Source organism: Periweissella ghanensis, from assembly GCF_918814755.1.
GTDB lineage: Bacteria > Bacillota > Bacilli > Lactobacillales > Lactobacillaceae > Periweissella > Periweissella ghanensis.
This window is the reverse complement of record NZ_CAKKNT010000027.1, coordinates 1-22,690: the sequence shown is the minus strand read 5'-3', so window position 1 is coordinate 22,690 and position 22,690 is coordinate 1. Positions and strand designations below refer to the sequence as shown.

Below are 22,690 nucleotides of genomic sequence, written 5' to 3'. Positions count from 1 at the left end.
TAGCCAATTTTTTTAATCGTATTCGATTAGAATTGGCATAAAAAAAGACCCTAAATCTTTTACGATTTAGAGTCTAAAAACTCAATATCAACATCATTTGACAAAGAGCCAATTTAAATTCTGCTAGTAGCTTTTTAATTAATCTTTGTTTAAGCCCCGTAATAGTGCTTCAATATGATCACCATATTGGACTGACTTATCACGTTCAAAGAATAATTCTGGAATTTTGTAAGTACTCAAACGAGCACCTAATTCACGACGAATTAATCCACTTGAAGCTTCAAGACCTGCTTGCGCCTTCTTACCATCAGATGCTAAATCTGAATAGATACTGTAGTAAATTGTCGCTTGTTGTAAGTCACCAGTAACTTCAACTCCGGTAACGGTTACGTCTTGAACCCGTGGGTCGCGGACGCGTTTTAAGAGAATGTCGTTTACTTCACGTTGAACTTCTTGTGATAAACGACCTACTCGATAATGTCCTTGTGGCATATGCAATCTCCTTTACTGTTAATAATCAAAAGTGATTACGCTTAAAACTAATAATTAGTTGCGTGGTACTTCAACCATTTCAAAGACTTCGATGATATCACCGATCTTTTCATCGTTGTAGTTTTCGATCGTTAAACCAAGGTCGTAACCCTTCTTAACTTCCTTAACGTCATCCTTAAAGCGCTTCAATGATCCTAAAGTACCTTCGTAAATTACGACACTGTCACGGATTAAACGAATGCTTGAGTCACGCTTGATAACCCCACTCATTACCATACCACCGACAATTGTTCCGACCTTAGAAACCTTGAACAATTCACGAATTTCAACGTTACCGATGATTTTTTCTTCGAATTCAGGTTCAAGTTGACCCTTCATCGCTGCTTCAATTTCATCAATTGCGTTATAGATAATGTTGTGAAGACGGATATCAACTTCTTCAGAATCAGCTTGTTGACGGGCTTGTGGTGTTGGGCGGACGTTAAATCCAATAATAATCGCACCTGAAGCTTCAGCCAATGTGATATCTGATTCGTTAATCGCACCAACCGCAGTGTGGACGATATCAACCTTAACACCATCAACATCAATCTTACGGAATGATCCGGCTAAGGCTTCAACAGAACCTTGCACGTCGGCCTTGATGATAACTGGCACTGACTTGATTTCTTTATCAGCCATCTTGCTAAACAAGTCTGACACAGAAACCACGTTATTACGGTGACGGTTAGCTAATAAAGCACGTTTAGCACGTTCTTCACCAGCGGCACGCGCAGTCTTTTCATCATCAAAGACGATGAATAAATCACCTGAATCAGGCACATCGTTCAAACCAGTAATTTCAACTGGTGTTGATGGCGTTGCTTCCTTGATACGACGACCACGGTCATTCGTCATTGTCCGGACACGACCGTATGTGTTACCCACAACGATTGGATCCCCAACACGTAATGTACCTTGTTGAACAAGCAAGGTAGCGATTGGTCCACGACCCTTGTCAAGACGTGCTTCAATAACTGAACCAGCCCCATTTTGCTTAGGGTTAGCAGTAAGTTCAAGCACATCAGATTGAAGTAAGATCATTTCAAGTAATTCGTCAACATTTTGACCGAACTTAGCTGAGATCTTAACAAAGATAGTATCACCACCGAATTCTTCAGGAATCAATTCATATTGCATCAATTGGTTCATAACGTTTTCAGGGTTAGCACCTGGCTTATCAATCTTGTTAACAGCCACGATAATTGGTGTCTTGGCTGCCTTTGCGTGGTTGATTGCTTCGATAGTTTGTGGCATAACACCATCATCAGCTGCCACAACTAAGATTGTAATATCAGTCACATCCGCTCCACGAGCACGCATGGCAGTAAAGGCCGCGTGTCCAGGAGTATCAAGGAAAGTAATGATTCGGTCATCAGCTTTAACTTGGTAAGCCCCGATGTGTTGTGTGATACCACCAGCTTCACCTTCAGTAACGTGTGAGTTACGGAGGTAGTCAAGTAAAGTAGTTTTACCGTGGTCAACGTGTCCCATGATGGTAACTACTGGTGGGCGTGGTGTAGCATTTTCAGTGTTGTTTTGGGCTTCCTTGAAGAACTTATCAGTATCAGCCACGTCAACTTCAATTTTTTCTTCAGCAGCGATACCGTAGTCCGCAGCCAAAATTTCAATTGTTTCAGCATCCAAGCTTTGGTTTTGGTTAACCATTACGCCAAGCATGAATAACTTCTTGATGATTTCTGCAGTATCACGGTGAATTAACTTCGCGATATCTTGCACGTTCATTCCAACAGAGTAAACCAATACTTCTGGAAGTGGTTGGTCTTTACGTTGTGGTAAGACTTTAGCAGGGCCATTGTTACTCTTAAAGTTACGTTTACCCTTCTTACCATGGCGGTTGTTACCACCGTTATTGTTCCAATCGCTGCGACCACCACGGTTGTTGCTACGATTATTGTTGTTATTATTGTTGTTACCGCGACTTGGGCGGTTTTCATTTGTTGATTTTGTGTCCATATTATCCACATTAACATTACGCTTTGAGGCGGCTTTTGCAGGTCGGTCAGCTGACTTTTGCGCAGGTTTAGAAGGCGTTGGCTTTGAGGTATTTTCCTTAGTTGTTTGCGGCTTATTAGTTGGGGTTTTAGATGTCGCCCCTTCTTTTTTGCCAAAATACTCACGTAAGTACCGCTCTTCATTAGCACCCATCGTTGACATGTGGTTTTTCACGCTAAAACCTTTAGTTTCAGCAGCGCTAACCATGTCCTTTGATGAGACATTAAGTTCCTTAGCTAATTCATAGATCCGTTTTGCCATATATTGCTCACTCTCCTTTTTCGGTATTGTTAACTTCCTTTATCTTCTTTGCGAATCCTGCATTATTGATGGCATATATTGATCGCGCCATTCCGGTTGCATCACTTAAAGTTGCCCGATCATAATCGGCAATGACTGCAACATTATAAAAACTAGCTTTATCAGTAATTTTCTTAAAAGTACTCTTACCAGTATCACTAGCAATTAAGACTAAATGAGCTTTGTGGTTCCGAACGGCTTTTAACACCATTTCTTCCCCCGTAATCAACGCACCAGCGCGTCGTGCAAGACCTAATAATTGTAAAACTTTAGTTGCATTACTTGGCATCGCCAAACAATTCCTTTCGTGCCTGTTGATGATCAACATATGCAATTAACTCTTCATAAAAATCATCACTGATTTTAACACCAAGAGCTTTATCAAGAATGCGTTTTTTGAAAGCTTGTTGTGCAATGGTTACATCTAAGTTAATGTAAGCTCCACGACCATTAGCTTTACCAGTCGCATCAATACTGACATTATCTTCGTTGTCTTTAACTACCCGTACCAAGTCCTTTTTAGGGAACATTTCACCGGTAACAACATCTTTACGCATAGGAATTTTCCGAGGTTTCACTGTTCTTTTCCTCCTCTTTCACTTTAACTTATCGACTATTCTGCATCAAATAAATCACTTGCAAAATCAGCGTCAACACCTTCTGGTTCAACCACGGCTTCTGCAGTTACTTGTGGAGCTGCGGCTGCTTGAGCAACCTTAGCTTCGTGTTCTGCATAGAAGTTTTCGGCTTCTGATTCAGGCTTGATGTCAATCTTGAAGTTTGTCAAACGAGCTGCCAAACGCGCATTTTGTCCACGCTTACCGATTGCTAATGACAATTGGTTGTCAGGCACAATCACGGTTACGGCACGTTCGTTTAATGGATCAACGATAACGTTTAATACTTCCGCTGGGTTCAAGGCGTTAACGATGAAAGTTGCTGGATCTTCTGACCATTCAACAATATCCATGTTTTCACCTGATAATTCAGTCACAACGGCTTGTACACGAACTCCGCGTTGACCAACCATCGTACCAACTGGATCTAAATCAGGGTTGTTTGATTTAACCGCAATCTTACTACGGTCACCAGCTTCACGAGCAATGCTCTTAATTTCAACAGTACCATCGTATACTTCAGGAACTTCTTGTTCAAATAAACGCTTAACCAAATCAGCGTGCGTCCGTGAAACGAACACTTGTGGACCTTTAGCATTGTTTTCAACTTTTGAAACCAATACTTTAATCCGGTCGTGCATTTGGTAACTTTCATTTGGCATTTGGTCTTGGCTTGTCATAACCGCTTCTTGGTTACCTGGAAGAGTAACAAAGAGGTAACGGCTATCTTGGCGTTCAACTTCACCACTAATAATTTCGTTTTCGTATTGTGCAAACTTGTCATACACGATGGCCCGTTCAGCTTCACGAACACGTTGGATAATTACTTGTTTAGCAGTTTGAGCGGCAATCCGACCAAAGTCTTTTGGAGTAACCTTAAAACGAATTTCATCCCCAACTTCGTAGGCACGGTTCATTTCCAAAGCTTCCTTTAAAGCAACTTGGGTGTTTTCATCCCAAAATTCTTCATCTTCAACGACTTCTTTAACGGCGATAACACTAATATCACCCTTCTTTTGGTCGAAGCTCACTTCAACATTTTGTGCTTGGTCATAGTTACGCTTGTAAGCTGCTTCAAGAGCGGCTTCCAATGATTCAATTACGATTGCTTTTTTTACGCCTTTTTCTTCTTCAAGGGCATCAAGAGCTGCAAGTAATTCTTTACTCATGATTTTTTACCTTCCGTCTTTTCTACATTAAAATTTAATTGCTAAACGCGCTTTGGCAATCATGTCACGTGGAATCTCAACACTTTTCTTACGCGTTTTGTCAAGATAGTTCAAAGTTAAAGCTTCATCAGTAACAGATACTAAATCACCTTCATAATCTTTGACCCCATCTAATTTTTGATAGAGTGAAACGTGCACATATTGACCTTGCGCCCATTCGAGATCTTCAGGGGTCTTTAATGGCCGTTCAGCTCCGGGTGATGAGATTTCAAGCATGTATGCTTGGGGAATTGGGTCAGGATCAACCACATCCAACATTTCGCTAATCTCATTAGTTGCTAGTACAATGTCATCCATCGTAATACCGCCGGGCTTGTCAATAAAGATCCGTAAAAACATTTCACGGCCTTCCTTTACAAACTCAACGTCCCACAAAGAGAAGCCCTTTGCAGTAATAATTGGGGTTACCAACTCGGTAATTTTTTCGACAACGTCATTAGCCACGAACTATCCCTCCTTCAATGCTTTGGATTACTATCAAATTTATTTTAAAAAAATGAGCGGGCAAAAATTAATTTGCCCACTCAATTAAGAGTTATATTTGAACACTTTTTATATTAGCATCAATCTTGGTAAATTACAAGAATAATCCATTAAGTGCTTATTTGGCATCTAGCTGCGTTTTAGCCGCTGCGGCCTTTTTACTAGTAAAGTTGTATGCAACTAATAACAATAGAACAAAGATTGCCGTCCCAATAACTGAAATCCGGGTATCTGCTTGGAACATCAATACAACTAACACCCCGACGAAAAACGCAATTGTTAAATAGTTTAACACTGGGAACCCTGGCATTTGGTATGTCGCCAACTCCTTAGTAACGCGGCGGTACTTCAAATGCGTCACTAGCAAAATCAACCAAACAAAGATAAAGCTAATTGTGGCAACCCCCGAAATAATCACAAAAATTTGGCTTGGTACAAAGTAGTTCAATAACACAATCGTTAATAGGAATAAAGCTGACGTAATCAAAGCATTCACCGGTACATGTTGTTTACTCAATTTCGCAAACCATTTCGGGGCATGGTTATTTTGCGCCATCACATACATCGTGCGACTTGTACTAAAAATCGCACTATTAGCCGCTGACATAGCGGATGTTAAAACAACAAAGTTAACAATCCCGGCGGCCGCTTTAATCCCAATGCCGGCAAATACTTGCACGAAGGGACTTTGGGCACCACTTAATGAGTTCCAAGGATAGATACACATAATAACTAAGACCGCACCAACATAGAACAAGCCAATCCGAACTGGCACGGCGTTAATCGCTTTCGGTAAATCGACTTCTGGATGTTCCGTTTCACCTGCCGTTAAGCCAACCATTTCAATCCCCGTAAACGCAAAGATTACGAGCGGAAAGGCCAATAAGAAACCACTCATCCCAGTGGCAAAAAAGCCACCATGTTGATACAAATTAGCAAATGACGCAACGTTATCACCAGCATGAAAACCGGTAAAGATCATAATCGCTCCGACGATAATTAACGCTAGAATTGCAATAACCTTAATCCCGGCAAAGGCTGATTCCATCTCACCAAACCAACCAACATTCATCAAATTAATCGCTAGTAAAGCAATAATGACAATTAATGGCGTAATCCATTGGGGTAATGCTGGAAACCAGTAACGTAAATAAATCCCACTCGCTGTTAAATCGGCCATTGCTAAACTCGTCCAACATAACCAATACGCCCAACCAGTCACAAACTCCCAACGAGGGCCTAAGTAAATGCGCACAAAATCAATAAATGAACGGATTTTGACATTTGATAAGAGGAGTTCCCCAATCGCGCGCATCATTAAATAACAGAAAATCCCAGTAATAATGTAGGCTAAGATGATGGCCGGACCGGCTTCTTTAATCGCCGTTCCTGATCCAAGGAATAACCCCGTCCCAATCGCACCACCAATGGCAATCATTTGGATATGCCGTGGTGTTAGTGCTCGTGCTAACTCATTTGTTTCTTGTTGCATAATTCCACCTCACTTGCATGAGGACAAAAAAAGTCCCCATGCCAAATTAAATTTGACATAGGGACGTTAAATTAACGCGGTTCCACCCTAATTCTCAGCGTGCTGAGCAACTTAATTACGTGTTAAGTCCTTGTCTCCAAAAGCTCCCAATAATAATCCATTAATACTTACTTTTCACTATCGTAAGCTCCCTGTGATTAATATTAACTATTACTGCTCTTTCTTCACCGATAAGTAACTTGATGTTTATTATATTAGGACCTTGTTCTTCCGTTGTCAACTATTAAATAAAATAAAGTGAACTTATTTTAATATAATATCTATTAATGTTCGTTTTTATATTAAATGCTATATAAAAAAACTAGCAAACAGTTGGATTTGCGAGTTTTTTATTAACATTAAATTACATATGCGTTGGGAAACCAATCGCGGCATCAGCTGCTTCACCGATAACTTCAGCCAATGTTGGGTGCGCATGAATCGTTAAAGCAACGTCTTCAATATTCATGGCACTATTAACGGCTAACGTTAATTCAGCAATTAAATCTGATGCTCCTGGACCAACAATTTGACCCCCGAGCACAGTTCCTTGATCATCAGTTACAATTCGCACAAATCCTTCCGGTTGGCCTAAAGTCATCGCCCGGCCATTTCCAGCAAATGGGAATTTGTAACCTTTAGCTTTTAAGCCTTTATCCTTAGCCTCAGCAACCGTCAAACCAACCGTTGCTAATTCGGGATCGGTGAAACATACTGCCGGAATCCCGAGGTAATCAACTGCAGCGGCGGTATCGCCACTAATCGCTGCAGCGGCCACCTTAGCTTCAAAGAAAGCTTTGTGGGCCAAAGCAGCTCCAGGAACAATGTCCCCAATTGCATAGATATTAGGTACAGATGTCCGGCCTTGATTATCAACTTCAATCAAGCCTTTAGCACCAACCTTAACTCCCGTGTATTCAAGGCCCATGTTATCAGTGTTTGGTCGGCGTCCTACCGTAACTAAGCAGTAATCGGCATTGATGGTTTCTTCCTTACCATCAATCTCGTAGGTTACTGCCACATGGTCGTCAGTTTGAACAGAATTTTTAGCAAGGGCATTAGTATGAATATCAATCCCCTTAGCCTTCAATTCCTTTTTAACAACATCAACCATATCTTTTTCAAAGTTAGGTAAGATTGCTGGTGAACCTTCAAGGATGGTCACGTGAGCGCCAAGGTTAGCATAGGCCCCGGCTAATTCCGCCCCAATATAACCACCACCAATCACAACTAATTCTTTAGGTACTTCAGTTAATGCCAAAGCACCAGTTGAATCAAGTACGCGACCAGCAAACTTAAAGTTTGGAATTTCAATTGGCCGTGAACCAGTAGCCAAAATCAAGTTTTCAAACTTATATGTTTGGGCAGCAGTATCATTAGTTTCGCTCATTACTCGTAGGGTATGATCGTCGTGCATGTAAACTTCCCCTTCGACGATTTCAACCTTATGCTTCTTTAAGAGCATTTCAACTCCACCAGTTAAGCGATTGATAACTTCATTTTGCTTCCAATCTTGGGTTTTAGCAAAATCAAGTGTCGCATCCCCAAGGGCCACCCCAAACATTTCACTTTGGGCAAGTTGATAACGGTGACCAGCACTAATGAGCGCTTTAGATGGGATACAACCCACGTTCAAACAAACGCCACCAATGTGTTCACGTTCAACAATCATAACTTTTTGACCGAGTTCAGCGGCCCGAATTGCAGCAACATAACCTCCAGGGCCTGCTCCAACAATAATCGTTTGCCGTTCTTCTGCAAAATCTCCTACGACCATTCTACTATCCCTCCATCAACAACAATTCTGGATCATGCAATAAGCGTTTAAGTAAGTTCATTGCCCGTTGCGCTGTTCCACCATCGATTAAACGGTGGTCAAAACTAATTGAAAGTTTCAACATTTGGCCGACTGCAATTTCACCATTTTCATCAACAATTGGTTCTTTAACAATCTTACCAACCCCAATAATCGCAACCTCAGGGTAATTGATAACTGGTGTAAACCAACCACCACCAATTGAACCAATGTTACTAATGGTAATTGAACCATTCCGCATATCAGCTGCCCCTAATTTACCATCTTGTGCCTTGGCCGTGTTTTCTGAAATTTCACTTGCAATTTCAAAGAGGTTCTTTCGTTCAGCGTCTTTAATGTTTGGCACATATAGGCCATGTTCAGTATCAGTCGCAATTCCGATATTGTAGTAGTGTTTTGTAACAATTTCTTCTGTTACATCATCAATTGATGAGTTAAACACTGGGTAAGCCTTTAACACCGCCGTTAAAGCTTTAACAATGTATGGTAAGAATGTCAACTTGATATCCTTCTCAGCGGCCACAGCCTTGTACTTCTTACGGTTCGTCATCAAGGCAGTTACTTCAACTTCATCAAACAAAGTAACGTGTGGCGCCGTGTGTTTAGATGTCACCATCGCCTTTGCAATTGCTTTACGCGTCATTGACATCTTTTCACGGGTTTCAAGGACGGTTTCACTCGTTACAGCCGCCTTAGGTGCTGCTGGCTTAGGTGCAACAGCAGTTGGGGTTGTTGCAGTCGGTGCTGTGGCTGGCGCTGGTTGGGCACCACCAGCAGCAAACGCTTCAACATCAGCCTTCAAGATTTGACCATGCTTACCAGTAGCCGGTACCAATGAGATATCAACGCCTTGTTGACGGGCAAATTGACGTACTGATGGCATCGCTAAGATAATTTCACCTGGTTTAGCCACCCGAACATTTGCCGTTGGTTGCGCCGGTGCTGCTGGTGCGGGTTGGACCGGTGTAGGTGCCGGTTGAGCTGGAGTAGCTGGGGCAACAGGAGCTGGCGCTGGTGTTGCTTCAGCCGGTGCTGTTGTAGGTGCAGCTGCTGTATCCCCTGAGCCATCGTCAATAATCACGATAACATCGCCAACAGTTGCCGTTTCACCTTCTTGAATCTTAATTTCTTTGATTGTACCACTAACTGGTGATGGTAATTCTTCGACAGATTTATCATTTTGAATTTCGACTAAACCATCGTCTTCATCAACATGATCTCCAACTTGGACTAGCCAAGAAGCGACTTCACCTTCATGTAAACCTTCACCAAGCTCTGGCAATTTAAATTCAAACGCCATTATGATCGCCTCCTAATTAAATTCTAAAATTTCGCGCGCTTTAGCTTCGATATCTTCAGCATTTGGAAGCCAGTCATCTTCAGCCAAACCAAATGGGTAAATTGTATCGGGTGCTGAAACACGACCGATAGGTGCATCTAATGAAAGAATGGCTCGTTCTGAAATTTCAGATACAACTTTTGATGCCACACCGGCAAGTCGTTGCGCTTCTTGAACAACCAAGACCCGGTGCGTTTTTTCAGCTGATTTCACAATCGTTTCAAAATCAATTGGGGCCAATGAACGTAAGTCAACAACTTCGACAGACTTGCCTTCTTTTTCCAATTTTTCTGCAACTTTCAAACTTTCGTTTACTTCAGCTGAATAAGCAATAATCGTTAAGTCAGTTCCTTCACGAACAACATTCGCTTTATCCAAAGGTACTTCATATTCACCTTCAGGAACATCGGCTTTCATTGAACGGTAAAGCTTCAAGTTTTCCAAAAAGACCACGGGGTCATTGTTTTTAATAGCTGAAATTAACAAACCTTTAGCGTCATATGGATTTGATGGTGTTACTACCCGTAATCCTGGCACTGATGCCACCATGGCTTCTAATGAGTCGGCGTGCATTTCAGGCGTGTGCGTCCCACCACCAAATGGTGAGCGAATCGTAACTGGCACATTGACTGTCCCGTTTGTCCGGTAACGAGTCCGTGATAATTGACCGGCAATTTGGTCCATCGCTTCAAACACAAAACCAAAGAATTGAATTTCTGGAATTGGTCGGAAACCTTGTAAAGCTAATCCGGTTGACAAACCAATAATTCCGGATTCAGCTAAGGGAGTATCAAAGACCCGATCTTCACCAAATTCAGCTTGCAAACCATCAGTTGCCCGGAAAACCCCACCGTTTTTACCAACGTCTTCACCAAAAACTAATGTCTTATCATCATTTTTCAATTGGGTGCGTAATGCATCTGTAATTGCTTGAATATAACTCATTGTAGCCATAATTACTTAGCCTCCTTTGCCTTAAACGCTTTAATTTGTTCCGCAATTTCTGGAGTTGGCACTTCAAAGACATTTTCCAAAAATTCTGAAATCTTTTGTTTAGGAGCTTCATCTGCCTTCTTAACGGCGTCTTTAATTTCTTCTTTTACTTCATCAACGTAAGCATTTTCAATATCTTCTGACCAAAGACCCTTGTCAGTTAAAAGCTTACGGTAACGAATTAATGGATCATTATCAAACCATGGTTGTTCTTCTTCTGGTGTCCGGTAACGCTTAGGGTCATCCCCAGCGTTCGTGTGCGGGCCAAAACGGAAGGTTAAGGTTTCAATTAAGACTGGACCATTACCGGCAGCAGCATATTCACGGGCAGCCTTAGCAGTTTCATAAACAGCTAAGAAGTCCATCCCATCAACTTGAACGTACGGAATCCCAGCGGCCATCCCTTTTTGGGCCAAAGTTACTGCGGCAGTTTGCACACGACGTGGTACTGAGATAGCGTATCCATTATTTTGGATAAAGAACACAGCTGGCACTTGGAAAGCCCCTGCAAAGTTAATCCCTTCGTAGAAGTCCCCTTGCGAAGTCCCACCATCACCAGTGTAAGTAAAGGCTACCGTATCTTCTGTCTTGTTCTTCTTGATACCTAAAGCGACACCAGCCGTTTCAATGTATTGGGCTCCGATAATGATTTGTGGTGAAAGTGCTTGGACATTTTCATCGGTGTAATCATTACCTAAAACGTGACCGCGAGACCATAGAAAGGCTTTCCAAATTGGTAACCCATGTTGAATTAATTGAGGAATATCACGATATGCAGGTAACATGAAATCAGATGGCTTAAATGCCAATTGTGATCCCATTTCACTAGCTTCTTGCCCTTCTGTTGGGGCATAGAAGCCAAGGCGACCTTGACGTGTTAACGCATTTGAACGTTGGTGCAATGTCCGTTCCCAAACCATTAATTTCATAAATTTTACTAAGTCTTCATCACTGTATTTGTCGAAAACTTCTTGGTTTACAATTTCTCCTTTACCATTAACAACTTGTAATGGTTTTGCTTGATCTTGTAAATCATTCTTTTTTGCAACAAAATCCACAAACTTCACTTCACTCATAGTTAAAGTCCTTTCTTTTGTAAAAATATAAATACATCACTTTATTGGTAAATGCACCAAGATAAATGTAAGCGGTTTCATCTACACCACTATAATAGAATAACCATTCTTATATTGCAAGTGGTTTATAGTAATATATCCATAACATTTTCATTTCTTGCATCAATGGTTTTTTAAGGGTAAAATTAGTTAATTAATATCTAAATTTTTGGAGGCTTCACATGTATTTAATGAAAGATATCACTCGCGATGGTAACCCAGTGTTACGTCAAGAGGCTGCTGATGTTGAATTTCCTTTATCAGCTGAAGATCAAAAGCTTGCTGCTGATATGATGGAATACTTAGTAATCAGTCAAGATGAAAAGGAAAACGAAAAATACAAACTTCGGCCCGGTGTTGGTCTTGCAGCACCGCAAGTTGGCGTATCAAAGCGGATGGCAGCCATCTTGGTGCCCGGTGAATACGAGGATGACGAACCCATTTTTAAAGGTGTCATCTCAAATCCAGTAATTATTTCACACTCTGTACAAGATGGGGCCCTTGATATGGGTGAAGGTTGTCTTTCAGTTGATGAAGATGTGCCGGGCTTTGTGCCCCGTCACGACCGCATCACTGTTCGTTACCAAAACTTAGCTGGTGAAACTGTTAAAATTCGCCTTAAAGACTACCCTGCCATCGTTTTCCAACACGAAATCGATCACTTACATGGGGTGTTGTACTACGACCACATTAACCAAGCTAGTCCTTGGAATGAAAATCCTGATACTAAGTACATTAAGTAATATTTAGCAAATAAAGCCATGCCAATTTGGGATGGCTTTTATTGTGGCCAAATTTGTGTAATTAGTTCTTGCAGTTCAACATATTGGGGATTTTCACCAACCACTGGCCAATTACCAACAATGTCAGCAAAGGATTGATAGTACCAACGTTGCGCCACCATATCTTGATTATTGAACCGTTGCCAAACAAGCGGACCTTCCTGGTCTAAATCGGTTTTAATTTCACGTAAATTAGCCAATTTATCGGCAAAGGCAACGGTATAAATTTTTTGTTCAATACCGGTTAACGCGGCAAGATGGTTAATTTGTTCTTCCTTGCGGAGCCGCCAAGTCAAATTTTCAGCTGTTTCTGACCGTTTATTTTCAGTTTCCATCGCGACATACTTGGCAACTTCTGTGCCAAATTCACGTTCAATATCAACTATCGTGGTCGGCGTATCTTCAACTGTATCATGGAGCCAAGCCGTTGCGATAAGTACCTCATCATCTGTCAAACTACTAACAATCGTGGCCACCGCTTTTAAGTGTTCAGTAAATGGTGTCGCCTTACCTTTGCGGGTTTGCTTAGCGTGGACTCGTAGTGCGTATGCTTGGGCAGCGTCAATTAAAGGTGTTGTCATCTTAAACCTCCTCACTTTTGATAACTTAATTATAATCTAATCATAGCTTATTGCCGCATGAAACGACTCGTACAAAAAAAGCCGGCCTGAAATAAATTTCAAGCCGGCTCTTTAATGAACCAATTATTTATTTTTAGTTAGCCAGTAATACAAGCCAAAATGCATGAGACTTTCTTTACCTTGAACAATCCGCTTAATATTTTCGCGGTGCCGATAAACAACAAAAATTGTTAAGGCCCCGGCAATCGCCGTTAGAACCCAATCATGGCGTAACGCTGCTGCCGTCGTTACCATGATAAAGCCCATAATTGACCCTAAACTCATCATGCTAAATAACAGCAACATCGTAACAAGTGTAATTACCGCAACTGCGAAGAAAAATGGGTTATAAGCAATCAAAACCCCCGCAGATGTTGCAACCGCCTTGCCACCTTTGAATTTTAACCAAATACTAAACGTATGACCAATAATAGCAAAAAAACCAGTAATAAACGGATTAATGTGGTGCAAACCAACTAATGCTGGTAACGCTCCAGCCAAAGTGCCTTTAAATAAATCAAGTAACAAAACCGCAATCCCGGCCACTGGCCCAAGGACACGTAATGTATTAGTAGTTCCAATGTTACCAGAACCTTCCGTTCGAATATCGCGGCCATAAAAGACCTTCCCAATCCAGTACCCAAACGGCAATGAACCAATAAAGTAACTAACAATACATAAAATTACTAATTCCAAAGTAATATACCAACTTTCACAAAATTAACTGGATTAGTATAGCATATTAACATCTCTTCGGGACGGTTATTTTTTAATTTTTTTAAAAGAATGCCAAACTCCAGTTAGCAGAATAGTCTTGGTGGCCTTCTAATTTATTAATTGCAAATTTATGGGTAATGTCACCATCAGCATCTAATTTATCCGCAAGCCCCCACCATGGTTCAAGACAAATAAATGGAGCATCTTTACCATATGGTGACCAAATACCAACGTACTTCGCATCTTCTAAGTGCATGGTAACCCCATGTGAAGCATCAAGACGTGCTAAAATTAATGAAGTTGGCTCTTGATTCAATGATAAAATAATCGCGTCTTCCTTATAGTCATCATACCGTAACCGTAAAGGAATCCGTGGGTTAAACGTGCCCATGTGTTCTGGATCAGAATATGGGCCAACTAATTTAACGCGATCGTATTCTTTCACAGGATCGACGTTCACATAATAATCCGTAAATTTGTGGCCAGCTTCCATTGGAACGTTAAACGCTGGGTGCCCACCAACTTGAAAATAAATTGGTGTTTCACCAGGATTATGAACAAAATATTCCATCTTAACCGTATCATCAGCAGTTAAGGTGTAGCGAATTTGAAAATGAAAGCTAAACGGATAGAGATTTTTCGTCAATGGTGAATCACGAAGTTCAAAAACCGCATGTGTTGCGCTTTGTTCAACGACGATAAAATTCAAATCACGGGCAAAACCATGTTGACTTAAATAGTATGTATTGCCCTCATATTCATATTGATTATTTTTAAGACGACCAACAATTGGAAAGAGGACGGGGGCATGCCGATTCCAATATTTAGGATCAGCTTGCCAAATATATTCTAAATCACTGTCCTTTCGGCGCACACTTTGCAATTCAGCTCCATGTTCGTGAATTTCAACAATTAAATTATCGTTTTCAATACGTACTGTCATCAACCGTTCCTACTCTCATTAGTTTAATTTCCAGTACTTAGTTTATCACAAAATTAAATTAATTCACGGTGGATTTTAAAAAATTTTAGCGCTTTCATTCGTGGTTAGCACGCGGAAAGTACTTGCGATAATCGGCTTGGAGTTGTTCACGGCTAATATGCGTGTAAATTTGGGTCGTACTTAAATTTGCGTGGCCTAATAGTTCCTGAACACTCCGTAAATCTGCCCCATTATTTAATAAATCAGTTGCATAGGTATGGCGAAACATGTGTGGATGCATCTCATTACCTAAACCGGTGGCTTTCATAACTTGTTTGAGGACATATTCAATCCCCGCACTTGAAATCGGTGCCCCTAACCGATTAATAAACACGACTTCATGCACGGTTTGGTGTTGCGCCATTAAGGTCATTCGTAGTCCATTAATATAGGTAATTAAAGCTTTTTTTGCATACGATCCTAAAGGCACAAAACGCTCTTTGCCCCCTTTACCATAGACGTGAATCATTTCTCGGCCAAAATCAATTTGCCCCAGCGTTAAATTTGCTACTTCAGACACCCGCATGCCGGTGCCGTATAGCAACTCAAGCAAGGCAACATTGCGTTCTTTAAAAGGGGTTGGTTGCTCATTAACCGTTTTAAATAATGTCGCCAATTCTGGTTCACGAAAATAATGGGGTAGATGTTGGGGTTGTTGCTTAACTTGGACTTCTGCAAACGGATTTTGCGTTGCTAACTGATTATTAATCAAAAATTGATAAAACGACCGTAACGAGCTTAGTTTGCGATTAATGGTCGTGGCTGCGAGTTTTTGATCGTATAATTGACTCATCCACGCCCTAATCAAATTGCCATCAACCTCTGTCCAACTTATTGGTCCGAGTTCACTTTGACAAAATTGGGCAAACAATTTTAAATCTTGTTGATATGCTTTAAGGGTTTCTGGTGAAAAACGGCGTTCAACTGCTAAATATTGTAAAAATAGTTTTAATTCTTTTAACATTTCATCTCCAATTTTTGCTGCAAGAAAAAATAGTTGTAATTTTTTTAGTTAATAAGCTACAATTAAAATGTAGGATATTATAATCATTTTTTAATCTTATGGATGATTATTGCAAATATTATAAAATTTAAATTAACGAGGCCTTTTATGAAAAATCAGAACTTCGCCGATCGAGTTATTAACTACGATAGCTCTGTCTTGGCAGAATTATTTATTGAAAGTTCAAATCCGGCAAACACATCTTTTGCTGGTGGTTACCCCGACCAACAATTGTTCCCAAGTGCGGATATCTCCGCAGCTTTTGCCCGAGCGATTAGTGCCAATACGCCAGGAATTTTTCAATATACTGATGCCAAAGGGCCCGTTGCATTACGTTCTATTTTAGCACAGCGTCACACCCAGCGGGCAGGTGTTCCCATAACGGCTGATGATATTCTTATCACTCAAGGTGGTCAACAAGCAATTGATTTAATTACGCGATTATTCATTAATCCCGGCGATGGCTTAGCTTTAGAAGGACCGACTTATGTTGGTGCGATTTCAGCTTTTGAAAGTTATGCGCCAACATATTATGAAATCCCCATGGAGGCTGATGGTTTAAACGTCGATCACTTAGAAGCTGCTTTAAAGGCTAATCGCGGGGCTAATCGGATTAAACTCCTTTACACGATTCCAGATTTTCAAAATCCCACGGGAATTACTTTAAGTACCGCTAAACGCCAACGATTGGCGGAACTAGCAGTTGCATATGATTTCTATATTTTGGAAGATTCACCCTACCGTGATTTACGTTACCGGGGTGAAGAATTACCAACCATTCAAAGTTTTGACACCGCACACCGAGTTTTATTTGTCTCAAGTTTTTCAAAAATCTTATCCCCTGGTCTACGTGTTGGTTACCTTGTTGCTGATCATGAAATGCTCGGCGAATTAGCTGGTTTAAAATCCGCTAATGACGTCCAATCACCTAATATGACGATGGAGGCATTGGCGGATTATCTAACTACTAACGACCTTGATGAACACATCAACAAAATGAAACCAGTCTATGCTGAAAAGTGTCATGCGATGGTTACGGCGCTTCAAAAATATATGCCGGCTGAAATCAAATTTACTGAACCGGAAGGCGGCTTTTTCCTTTGGTTAACTGGCCCTGAAGGCTTGGACTTAAATAAATTTATGCACGATACTTTATTACCCGAAGCCCATATTGTCTTTGTACCTAGCGAACCACAATATGCTGTTTCCAAAATTACTAATTGTGCCCGGTTAAATTATTCAAACATTCCGTTAGCAAAAATAGAACCCGGCATTAAGCAATTAGCCACGTATTTCAATGCTTATTTAGCCCAAAATTAAGTGCTTAAGAAACTTGTCGTTTAACGGCAGGTTTTTTTATTTTACTTTAAATCAATAAAAGGTTAATATATCCCTAATAAAGTGATATCACTTTGATAGCGTTATAATATCATATTTCACCGAAAGGACCTTGCCATGGCTAAAAAACAATTTCTTCTGCGCATTGATTACGACCTTTTCGCCGAAGTTGAAGCCTATGCAGAACGTCAACACTTAAGTGTTAATAGTAGTATCGTCGCCTTGCTTTCGCAATCAATCGAACGCGAAGGCTCACTTGAACAACGGCGCTTTGTCGGTTTAACTGTCCCTGGTAGCAAGCTAACGCCCGAGCAAAAATTACTCGAAGTCAAGGGCATTTATTATCGTTTTGTCATTATCAATAGTCCGCATCCTGATTCAACACATCAATATCTCATTAGTAATGTCCAAGATAACGTGTTAATTCTGACCGATTTATCACTAACGACCCACGAATAGGAGTGTCATATCATGCCATTTGGAATTAAAATCATCTCACAAAATTGCCAAGGATTAGTTGAAACCCTTGGTAAATACAGTAAAAGTGTTAATCCCGGTTTACATTTTTACATTCCATTAGTTCAAAAAGTTCGCCAAGTCAGTCTCGCAATGCGCCCGGTACGCTTACCGGATTACTCAGTGATTACAAAAGATAACGCGGAAATCTCAGCCAGCGTCACCCTTAACTACCACGTAACTGATGCGGTTAAGTTCCAATATGAAAATACCGACTCTGTTGAATCAATGGCCCAATTAGTCCGTGGCCACTTACGTGATATCATTGGTCGGATGGACTTAAATGATGCGTTAGGTTCAACTGCCCAAATCAACCGTGAATTAAGTGAAGCGATTGGAGATTTAACGAGTATTTATGGGATTAATGTTGACCGTTTAAACATCGATGAATTAAAACCATCCCCTTCCATTCAAGCCGCGATGGATACCCAACTAGAAGCTGACCGGAAACGGGTGGCAACAATTTCCCAAGCTGAAGGGAATGCCAAATCAATCCAACTTTCAAATAAAGCGCAAAATGAAGCGATGGTTAATACTGCCAAGGCCGAAGCCGAATCAATTCGCATTAAAGCCGAAGTCGAAGCCGCCCGGATTGCTACGGTGGCCGCAGCACTAGCTCAAGTTGATAACAATTTTTTCCAGAATCAATCTATCCAAGCATTTCAAGAACTGGCACAATCTGATGCCAACTTAATTGTTGCTCCAACCGATGATGCGGCTAAATTTGGTCAACTCGCCCCACTAGCTAAAATGTTTAAACAAACGACTGAGCAGTAATTTACTTCGGGGTTGAAAGACCTTTAACCTAATATCCCTTAGATACACTAAGGGAGCGTGACAGAAGTCTTTTCAAGTACTAAATTGCTACCAAAACGCGCTCCAGAAGTCCGATATATTCGAAATACGACAATAACCGCCTTGAAGAAAATTCTTCAAAGCGGTTATTTAGTGTATTTCTCGATATCGCCCGACTTCTGTCACAGCTCCTATTTATTTGCTACTGCATCAATACGCTTTCTAATAGGCCCGCTAATTAATGATTGTAATACTGCGCGTTCCAGTAGCGACCATATGCCCATCGGCGGCAATTGCATAGTATTTAACTTGGTATTGGCCGGGGGTATTATAATTACCTTGTCCAAAATCAAGTTTGGCCCAATCAGAATAAACATTGACGGTCCCATAATTTGTGACTGCTTGTTGGTGAGCATCCACAAGCCCTACTCCATAAAATGGATCAAATGAGGCATCCCCATTATCACCACTTTTTAAAATTGTCTGATAATCACTACCTGAAACGGTGGCGGGGGTTAAGCCAACAAATTGATAATTGGCATTTGGATTAATCACATTGCGGTTATCAGTCGCATTTAAATTCATCGTTTGCGTAAAATTCGTCAAAGCCCGCCCCGTATAAACACCTGTGGCCGCAAAATTAACCCGGTATGACCCTGGTAAGGCATAGTCAACGGCCATATCAAACAAACCATACGCTTGCTGCCCAAGCATAATTTGGTAATTGACACGATATGCTTGCGGATCCACGAGCGCATTATTGTTATCATATAACGCTGGATTAGCAGCCAATTGCGCATATGGTAGCGTTGAATACATATTGGAATCCCTAGTAATTGTGGTTGTCGGTGCTAAACCAAAATGATATGTCGGATTATTAAAATTATTTTGGCCATCGGCGGTTAAATTAAGGACCCGCGTTATCGTATTAGTCACGGCAGTATTCCCTGTGCCACCACTAACCATATATGTTAACGTATATTGACCAGGCGTCATCACCTTCAGCGCATTCGTTAAATTGGTAATAAGGTTATACTGTTGCCCATTAATCATCGTCGTTACATTAACATGCCAGTTAATATTACCGGCTTGAACTTGACCATTACTACCACTCATACTTGGTAATGTAAAAATCGTGGGATTGTTTTTAAACGTTAACAGCGACATCGTTATTGGTGCTGGTTGTTGGAGCGTAAATGGACCGGTCACTGGTTCCAAATTAGCGAGCGTTTTGGTGAGCCAAATATACGCATTCGTGACGTCAGCAACTGAAGCTTGACGATTCGTATATGCCTGCATCGCCATTGGTAATTGATTGGCTACGGCACTAACGCTTGCTTGGGTATACCACGTCCCAAACTTATCTGTGGCCTTCACTTTCCAAGCTCCCGGAAATTTAACAATTTGAGTGGCTTGTTGTAATAAGCTCGTTAATTCTACCCGAGTTCGTGGTTGCCGCGTCATTTGTTGCATTGCCGCCTGCAGATTACTAGTCGCTTGTAACACTTTCCACATTTGCACGTTCGAATTGTTATTAATTTGCATCGCATTATTCAAAGCCGTCTGTAGCTTTGCTACTGAAGCACTGGTGTAAAATGCTAAGGTAAATTGTTTAGTCGCATTAATTGTTGCCACTAAATCAGTCTTATCAGCCGGTAAGCGTTCAATTGTTTGCATCGCGTTATTTAACGCATTCGTATATGTCACATATTGACTTGCCGTTGCCGGCCAAAAATATAACACGGCTTGGGCATCATTAATCGCTTGCTTTAAGCGACCATATGACGTTGACGTGTAATATTTAGGGGTAAAAGCTTGGGCTCTTACTAACGCATTTTGTAAATTCACTTTAATCCCTGGTGCAATGGGGGCTACCGGAATCCGCCCAATATGCGCCATTGCATTATTTAAATTTAGTAATGCACTATTGAGCTGAGCTGCAGTACTACGGGGGTTGTTATTAGTAATTTCAGCTTGTATCAACGCTTGTTGCAAACGATTAAAGGTTACGACCGTATAGTATTTTCGGGTATATTGCTTACCCGCATTAATCGCATTTTGTAACGCCTGTCGGGGATTTTGAATCGCGGCATGAGCCGTTATGGCGGTTGTACCGGTTGCATGATGGGTTAAATTACTACTACTGAGCGCTAATAGCGTGCTAACTGAAATCAGTAAACCACGGTTAGCGATTTTAGCAAGGGGGATTGCTCGTTTCATTAAAGACACTCCAATTAATTTATTGCGGGGGTTAAAATTCTAAATAATAATTAACTATCTTTAATCTTAGCACAAAAAAATCGTCCTTGAATATCAAGGGCGATTTTTAATTATTTACTTTTAACTAATTACTTAGTGAAGTCAACCAAGATCTTAGCTTGTGATTTGTCAGCAACAAGGGCGTCAAAACCATCAGTTACGATTTGGTCAAGTTCAATTTTCTTAGTAATAACTGGCTTAACATCGATTTGACCACTAGTTACCAAGTCAACCGTTTGTTGGAAGGTCTTCTTTGAGTAAGCAATCGTCGTAGTAACCTTAACACCGGCGTTCATCAATTGCATTGGGTCGAATTGAATTGGACGAGCAAAGATTGAAACGATAACCAAGTTACCACGAGCCTTGGTAGCGTCAATAGCTTGTTCAAAAGTTGGTTGCACACCGGCAACTTCAAATGATACATCAACCCCACCAGGAACAAGTTCTTTGATCTTTTCAACAGCGTTCACTTCAGCTGGGTTGATAACATCAGTAGCACCCATTTCAAGCGCTTTTTGCAAACGAACTTCTGACAAGTCAACGGCGATAATCTTAGTGGCACCGGCAGCTTTGGCAGCCGCAGCAACTAACACCCCGATTGGGCCCGCACCGAAGATAGCAACAGTTTCACCAAACTTCAAGTCACCTTCTTTAACGGCTTGAACGGCAACAGCAGTTGGTTCGATAGTAGCCGCCAAGTCCAATGGGAAGTCTTGTGGCAAGCGAAGCAAGTTCTTTGCAGGAACGTTAGCAAATGAAGCAAAGCCACCATCTGTACTCAAACCAATAAAGGCGTAACCATCGTACACATCATCACCGTCAGGACGAATTTCATGAGTAACAGTTGGGTTGATTGATACGTGATCGCCAACTTTCCAATCAGTTACGTTAGCACCCACTTTGTCGATAACCCCTGAAAATTCGTGACCCATTGTCAATGGTGCAAGACCACCAGTTAATTCTTCAGCTTTGTCAACTGGAATGAAAACTGGTCCTTCCAAGTATTCGTGCAAGTCAGAACCACAGATACCAGCCCAAGCAACGCGAACTACAACTTCGTCATCCTTTAATGGTTTCAATTCTACTTCTTCAACTCGAACGTCTTTAACACCGTGCCATACTGCTGCTTTCATGATTCATACCTCTTCTAAGTAATTTATTAGTTTAGCTTCTTTTTTCTGTTAAAACTTTTGTGAAAGTAATAACAATCAAGCTATGCATTTATAATACTACCAAATAAAATTAAAAGCTATACTTATTTTTATCTTTATATAAATTTAATATTTAAAGTATGTAAAAAACGCTTTAAAGTCTTTTAAATCAAGGTTTAAACCATATTAATACCTGAAATAAAATAATATTAAATCTACCTCATCTAATACTTTTAACTTATAGTATTTATTAGCGAGATTGCTCATTTTATATCAATCAATTAAGAATTACTCGTTTTTCTAAAATAAATAATCGAACTTCAGTACTTAATGTAATTAAAATAATCAAAACTATACTGAATAAATTAAAAAAGGGCTGTGACATAACGCTTTTCTGGTAGTAATTTGCTGCCAAAACGCGCTCCAGAAGTCCGATATATTCGAAATGATATGCACCCCAAAAGTTGGACCAAGCAAGGTCAACTTTTGGGGTGTTTTATTATGAAAAAATTTTCAAAAGAATTTAAACTAAAAATGGTACAAGAATACCTTTTAAT

The 22,690-nt window shown here is 40.7% G+C and carries 21 protein-coding genes; 4 read left to right on the top strand and 17 right to left on the bottom strand.

Features of this window, described 5'->3' with window-relative positions:
• Nucleotides 1–138: 138 nt before the first annotated feature.
• From rbfA to pdhA, 11 genes are all read right to left on the bottom strand, one after another.
• Nucleotides 139–492, bottom strand: a complete 354-nt coding sequence (rbfA, locus tag LQZ76_RS08170) for a 30S ribosome-binding factor RbfA (protein ID WP_168721022.1) — start codon at nucleotides 490–492, stop codon at nucleotides 139–141.
• A 54-nt stretch (nucleotides 493–546) separates the two neighbouring features.
• Nucleotides 547–2,808 (bottom strand): translation initiation factor IF-2, encoded by a 2,262-nt coding sequence (infB, locus tag LQZ76_RS08165; RefSeq protein WP_230099232.1) that lies wholly within the window; start codon nucleotides 2,806–2,808, stop codon nucleotides 547–549.
• 7 nt (nucleotides 2,809–2,815) lie between these two features.
• Nucleotides 2,816–3,136 carry a L7Ae/L30e/S12e/Gadd45 family ribosomal protein gene (locus LQZ76_RS08160; RefSeq protein ID WP_230099231.1) on the bottom strand — a complete coding sequence of 107 codons (321 nt, stop codon included), beginning with the start codon at nucleotides 3,134–3,136 and terminating at the stop codon, nucleotides 2,816–2,818.
• Nucleotides 3,126–3,425 (bottom strand): RNase P modulator RnpM, encoded by a 300-nt coding sequence (gene rnpM, locus LQZ76_RS08155; protein WP_290368174.1) that lies wholly within the window; start codon nucleotides 3,423–3,425, stop codon nucleotides 3,126–3,128. The genes LQZ76_RS08160 and rnpM overlap by 11 nt, the downstream gene beginning before the upstream one ends.
• Before the next feature lie 35 nt (nucleotides 3,426–3,460).
• On the bottom strand, nucleotides 3,461–4,633 hold the full coding sequence (nusA, locus tag LQZ76_RS08150) for a transcription termination factor NusA (protein WP_230099230.1): 1,173 nt from the start codon (nucleotides 4,631–4,633) through the stop codon (nucleotides 3,461–3,463).
• Between the two features lie 27 nt (nucleotides 4,634–4,660).
• Nucleotides 4,661–5,137, bottom strand: coding sequence for a ribosome maturation factor RimP (rimP, locus tag LQZ76_RS08145; protein WP_230099229.1), 477 nt, complete (start codon nucleotides 5,135–5,137; stop codon nucleotides 4,661–4,663).
• Nucleotides 5,138–5,294: 157 nt separating this feature from the next.
• A complete protein-coding gene (locus LQZ76_RS08140) occupies nucleotides 5,295–6,668 on the bottom strand; it encodes an amino acid permease (protein WP_230099228.1) in 1,374 nt (457 codons plus the stop codon).
• Between the two features lie 403 nt (nucleotides 6,669–7,071).
• The gene (gene lpdA / locus LQZ76_RS08135) at nucleotides 7,072–8,484 is read right to left on the bottom strand and encodes a dihydrolipoyl dehydrogenase (protein ID WP_230099227.1); all 1,413 of its coding nucleotides are present in this window, start codon (nucleotides 8,482–8,484) and stop codon (nucleotides 7,072–7,074) included.
• Nucleotides 8,485–8,488: 4 nt separating this feature from the next.
• On the bottom strand, nucleotides 8,489–9,823 hold the full coding sequence (locus tag LQZ76_RS08130) for a 2-oxo acid dehydrogenase subunit E2 (protein ID WP_230099226.1): 1,335 nt from the start codon (nucleotides 9,821–9,823) through the stop codon (nucleotides 8,489–8,491).
• Nucleotides 9,824–9,835: 12 nt separating this feature from the next.
• Entirely contained in the window at nucleotides 9,836–10,816 is a 981-nt protein-coding gene (locus LQZ76_RS08125) for an alpha-ketoacid dehydrogenase subunit beta (RefSeq protein WP_230099225.1), read from the bottom strand.
• 2 nt (nucleotides 10,817–10,818) lie between these two features.
• The gene (gene pdhA / locus LQZ76_RS08120; protein WP_230099224.1) at nucleotides 10,819–11,931 is read right to left on the bottom strand and encodes a pyruvate dehydrogenase (acetyl-transferring) E1 component subunit alpha; all 1,113 of its coding nucleotides are present in this window, start codon (nucleotides 11,929–11,931) and stop codon (nucleotides 10,819–10,821) included.
• A gap of 221 nt (nucleotides 11,932–12,152) precedes the next feature.
• On the opposite strand from pdhA, the gene def reads away from it, so the two are divergent.
• Entirely contained in the window at nucleotides 12,153–12,713 is a 561-nt protein-coding gene (def, locus tag LQZ76_RS08115) for a peptide deformylase (protein WP_230099223.1), read from the top strand.
• Nucleotides 12,714–12,751: 38 nt separating this feature from the next.
• Here def and LQZ76_RS08110 read toward each other — a convergent pair whose 3' ends face one another.
• The 4 genes from LQZ76_RS08110 to xerC form a co-directional block, all read right to left on the bottom strand.
• Nucleotides 12,752–13,333, bottom strand: a complete 582-nt coding sequence (locus LQZ76_RS08110) for an HD domain-containing protein (protein ID WP_230099222.1) — start codon at nucleotides 13,331–13,333, stop codon at nucleotides 12,752–12,754.
• A 123-nt stretch (nucleotides 13,334–13,456) separates the two neighbouring features.
• Nucleotides 13,457–14,068, bottom strand: coding sequence for a glycerol-3-phosphate 1-O-acyltransferase PlsY (gene plsY, locus LQZ76_RS08105; RefSeq protein WP_230099221.1), 612 nt, complete (start codon nucleotides 14,066–14,068; stop codon nucleotides 13,457–13,459).
• Between the two features lie 82 nt (nucleotides 14,069–14,150).
• Nucleotides 14,151–15,032, bottom strand: a complete 882-nt coding sequence (locus LQZ76_RS08100) for an aldose 1-epimerase family protein (protein WP_230099220.1) — start codon at nucleotides 15,030–15,032, stop codon at nucleotides 14,151–14,153.
• 94 nt (nucleotides 15,033–15,126) lie between these two features.
• Nucleotides 15,127–16,035 carry a tyrosine recombinase XerC gene (xerC, locus tag LQZ76_RS08095; RefSeq protein ID WP_230099219.1) on the bottom strand — a complete coding sequence of 303 codons (909 nt, stop codon included), beginning with the start codon at nucleotides 16,033–16,035 and terminating at the stop codon, nucleotides 15,127–15,129.
• Nucleotides 16,036–16,182: 147 nt separating this feature from the next.
• Between xerC and LQZ76_RS08090 the strand changes: the two genes are divergently transcribed.
• The 3 genes from LQZ76_RS08090 to LQZ76_RS08080 all read left to right on the top strand — a co-directional run bounded on the left by LQZ76_RS08090 (nucleotide 16,183) and on the right by LQZ76_RS08080 (nucleotide 18,705).
• Nucleotides 16,183–17,394, top strand: coding sequence for an aminotransferase-like domain-containing protein (locus LQZ76_RS08090; RefSeq protein WP_230099218.1), 1,212 nt, complete (start codon nucleotides 16,183–16,185; stop codon nucleotides 17,392–17,394).
• Nucleotides 17,395–17,529: 135 nt separating this feature from the next.
• Nucleotides 17,530–17,871, top strand: coding sequence for a type II toxin-antitoxin system antitoxin (locus LQZ76_RS08085; RefSeq protein WP_230099217.1), 342 nt, complete (start codon nucleotides 17,530–17,532; stop codon nucleotides 17,869–17,871).
• Between the two features lie 12 nt (nucleotides 17,872–17,883).
• Nucleotides 17,884–18,705, top strand: a complete 822-nt coding sequence (locus LQZ76_RS08080; protein ID WP_230099216.1) for an SPFH domain-containing protein — start codon at nucleotides 17,884–17,886, stop codon at nucleotides 18,703–18,705.
• A 252-nt stretch (nucleotides 18,706–18,957) separates the two neighbouring features.
• Here the strand turns inward: LQZ76_RS08080 and LQZ76_RS08075 are convergent, their stop codons facing one another.
• Both LQZ76_RS08075 and LQZ76_RS08070 read right to left on the bottom strand, forming a co-directional pair.
• Nucleotides 18,958–20,943, bottom strand: a complete 1,986-nt coding sequence (locus tag LQZ76_RS08075; RefSeq protein WP_230099215.1) for a hypothetical protein — start codon at nucleotides 20,941–20,943, stop codon at nucleotides 18,958–18,960.
• Nucleotides 20,944–21,071: 128 nt separating this feature from the next.
• Entirely contained in the window at nucleotides 21,072–22,115 is a 1,044-nt protein-coding gene (locus LQZ76_RS08070) for a 2,3-butanediol dehydrogenase (RefSeq protein WP_230099214.1), read from the bottom strand.
• Between the last annotated feature and the right edge of the window lie 575 nt (nucleotides 22,116–22,690).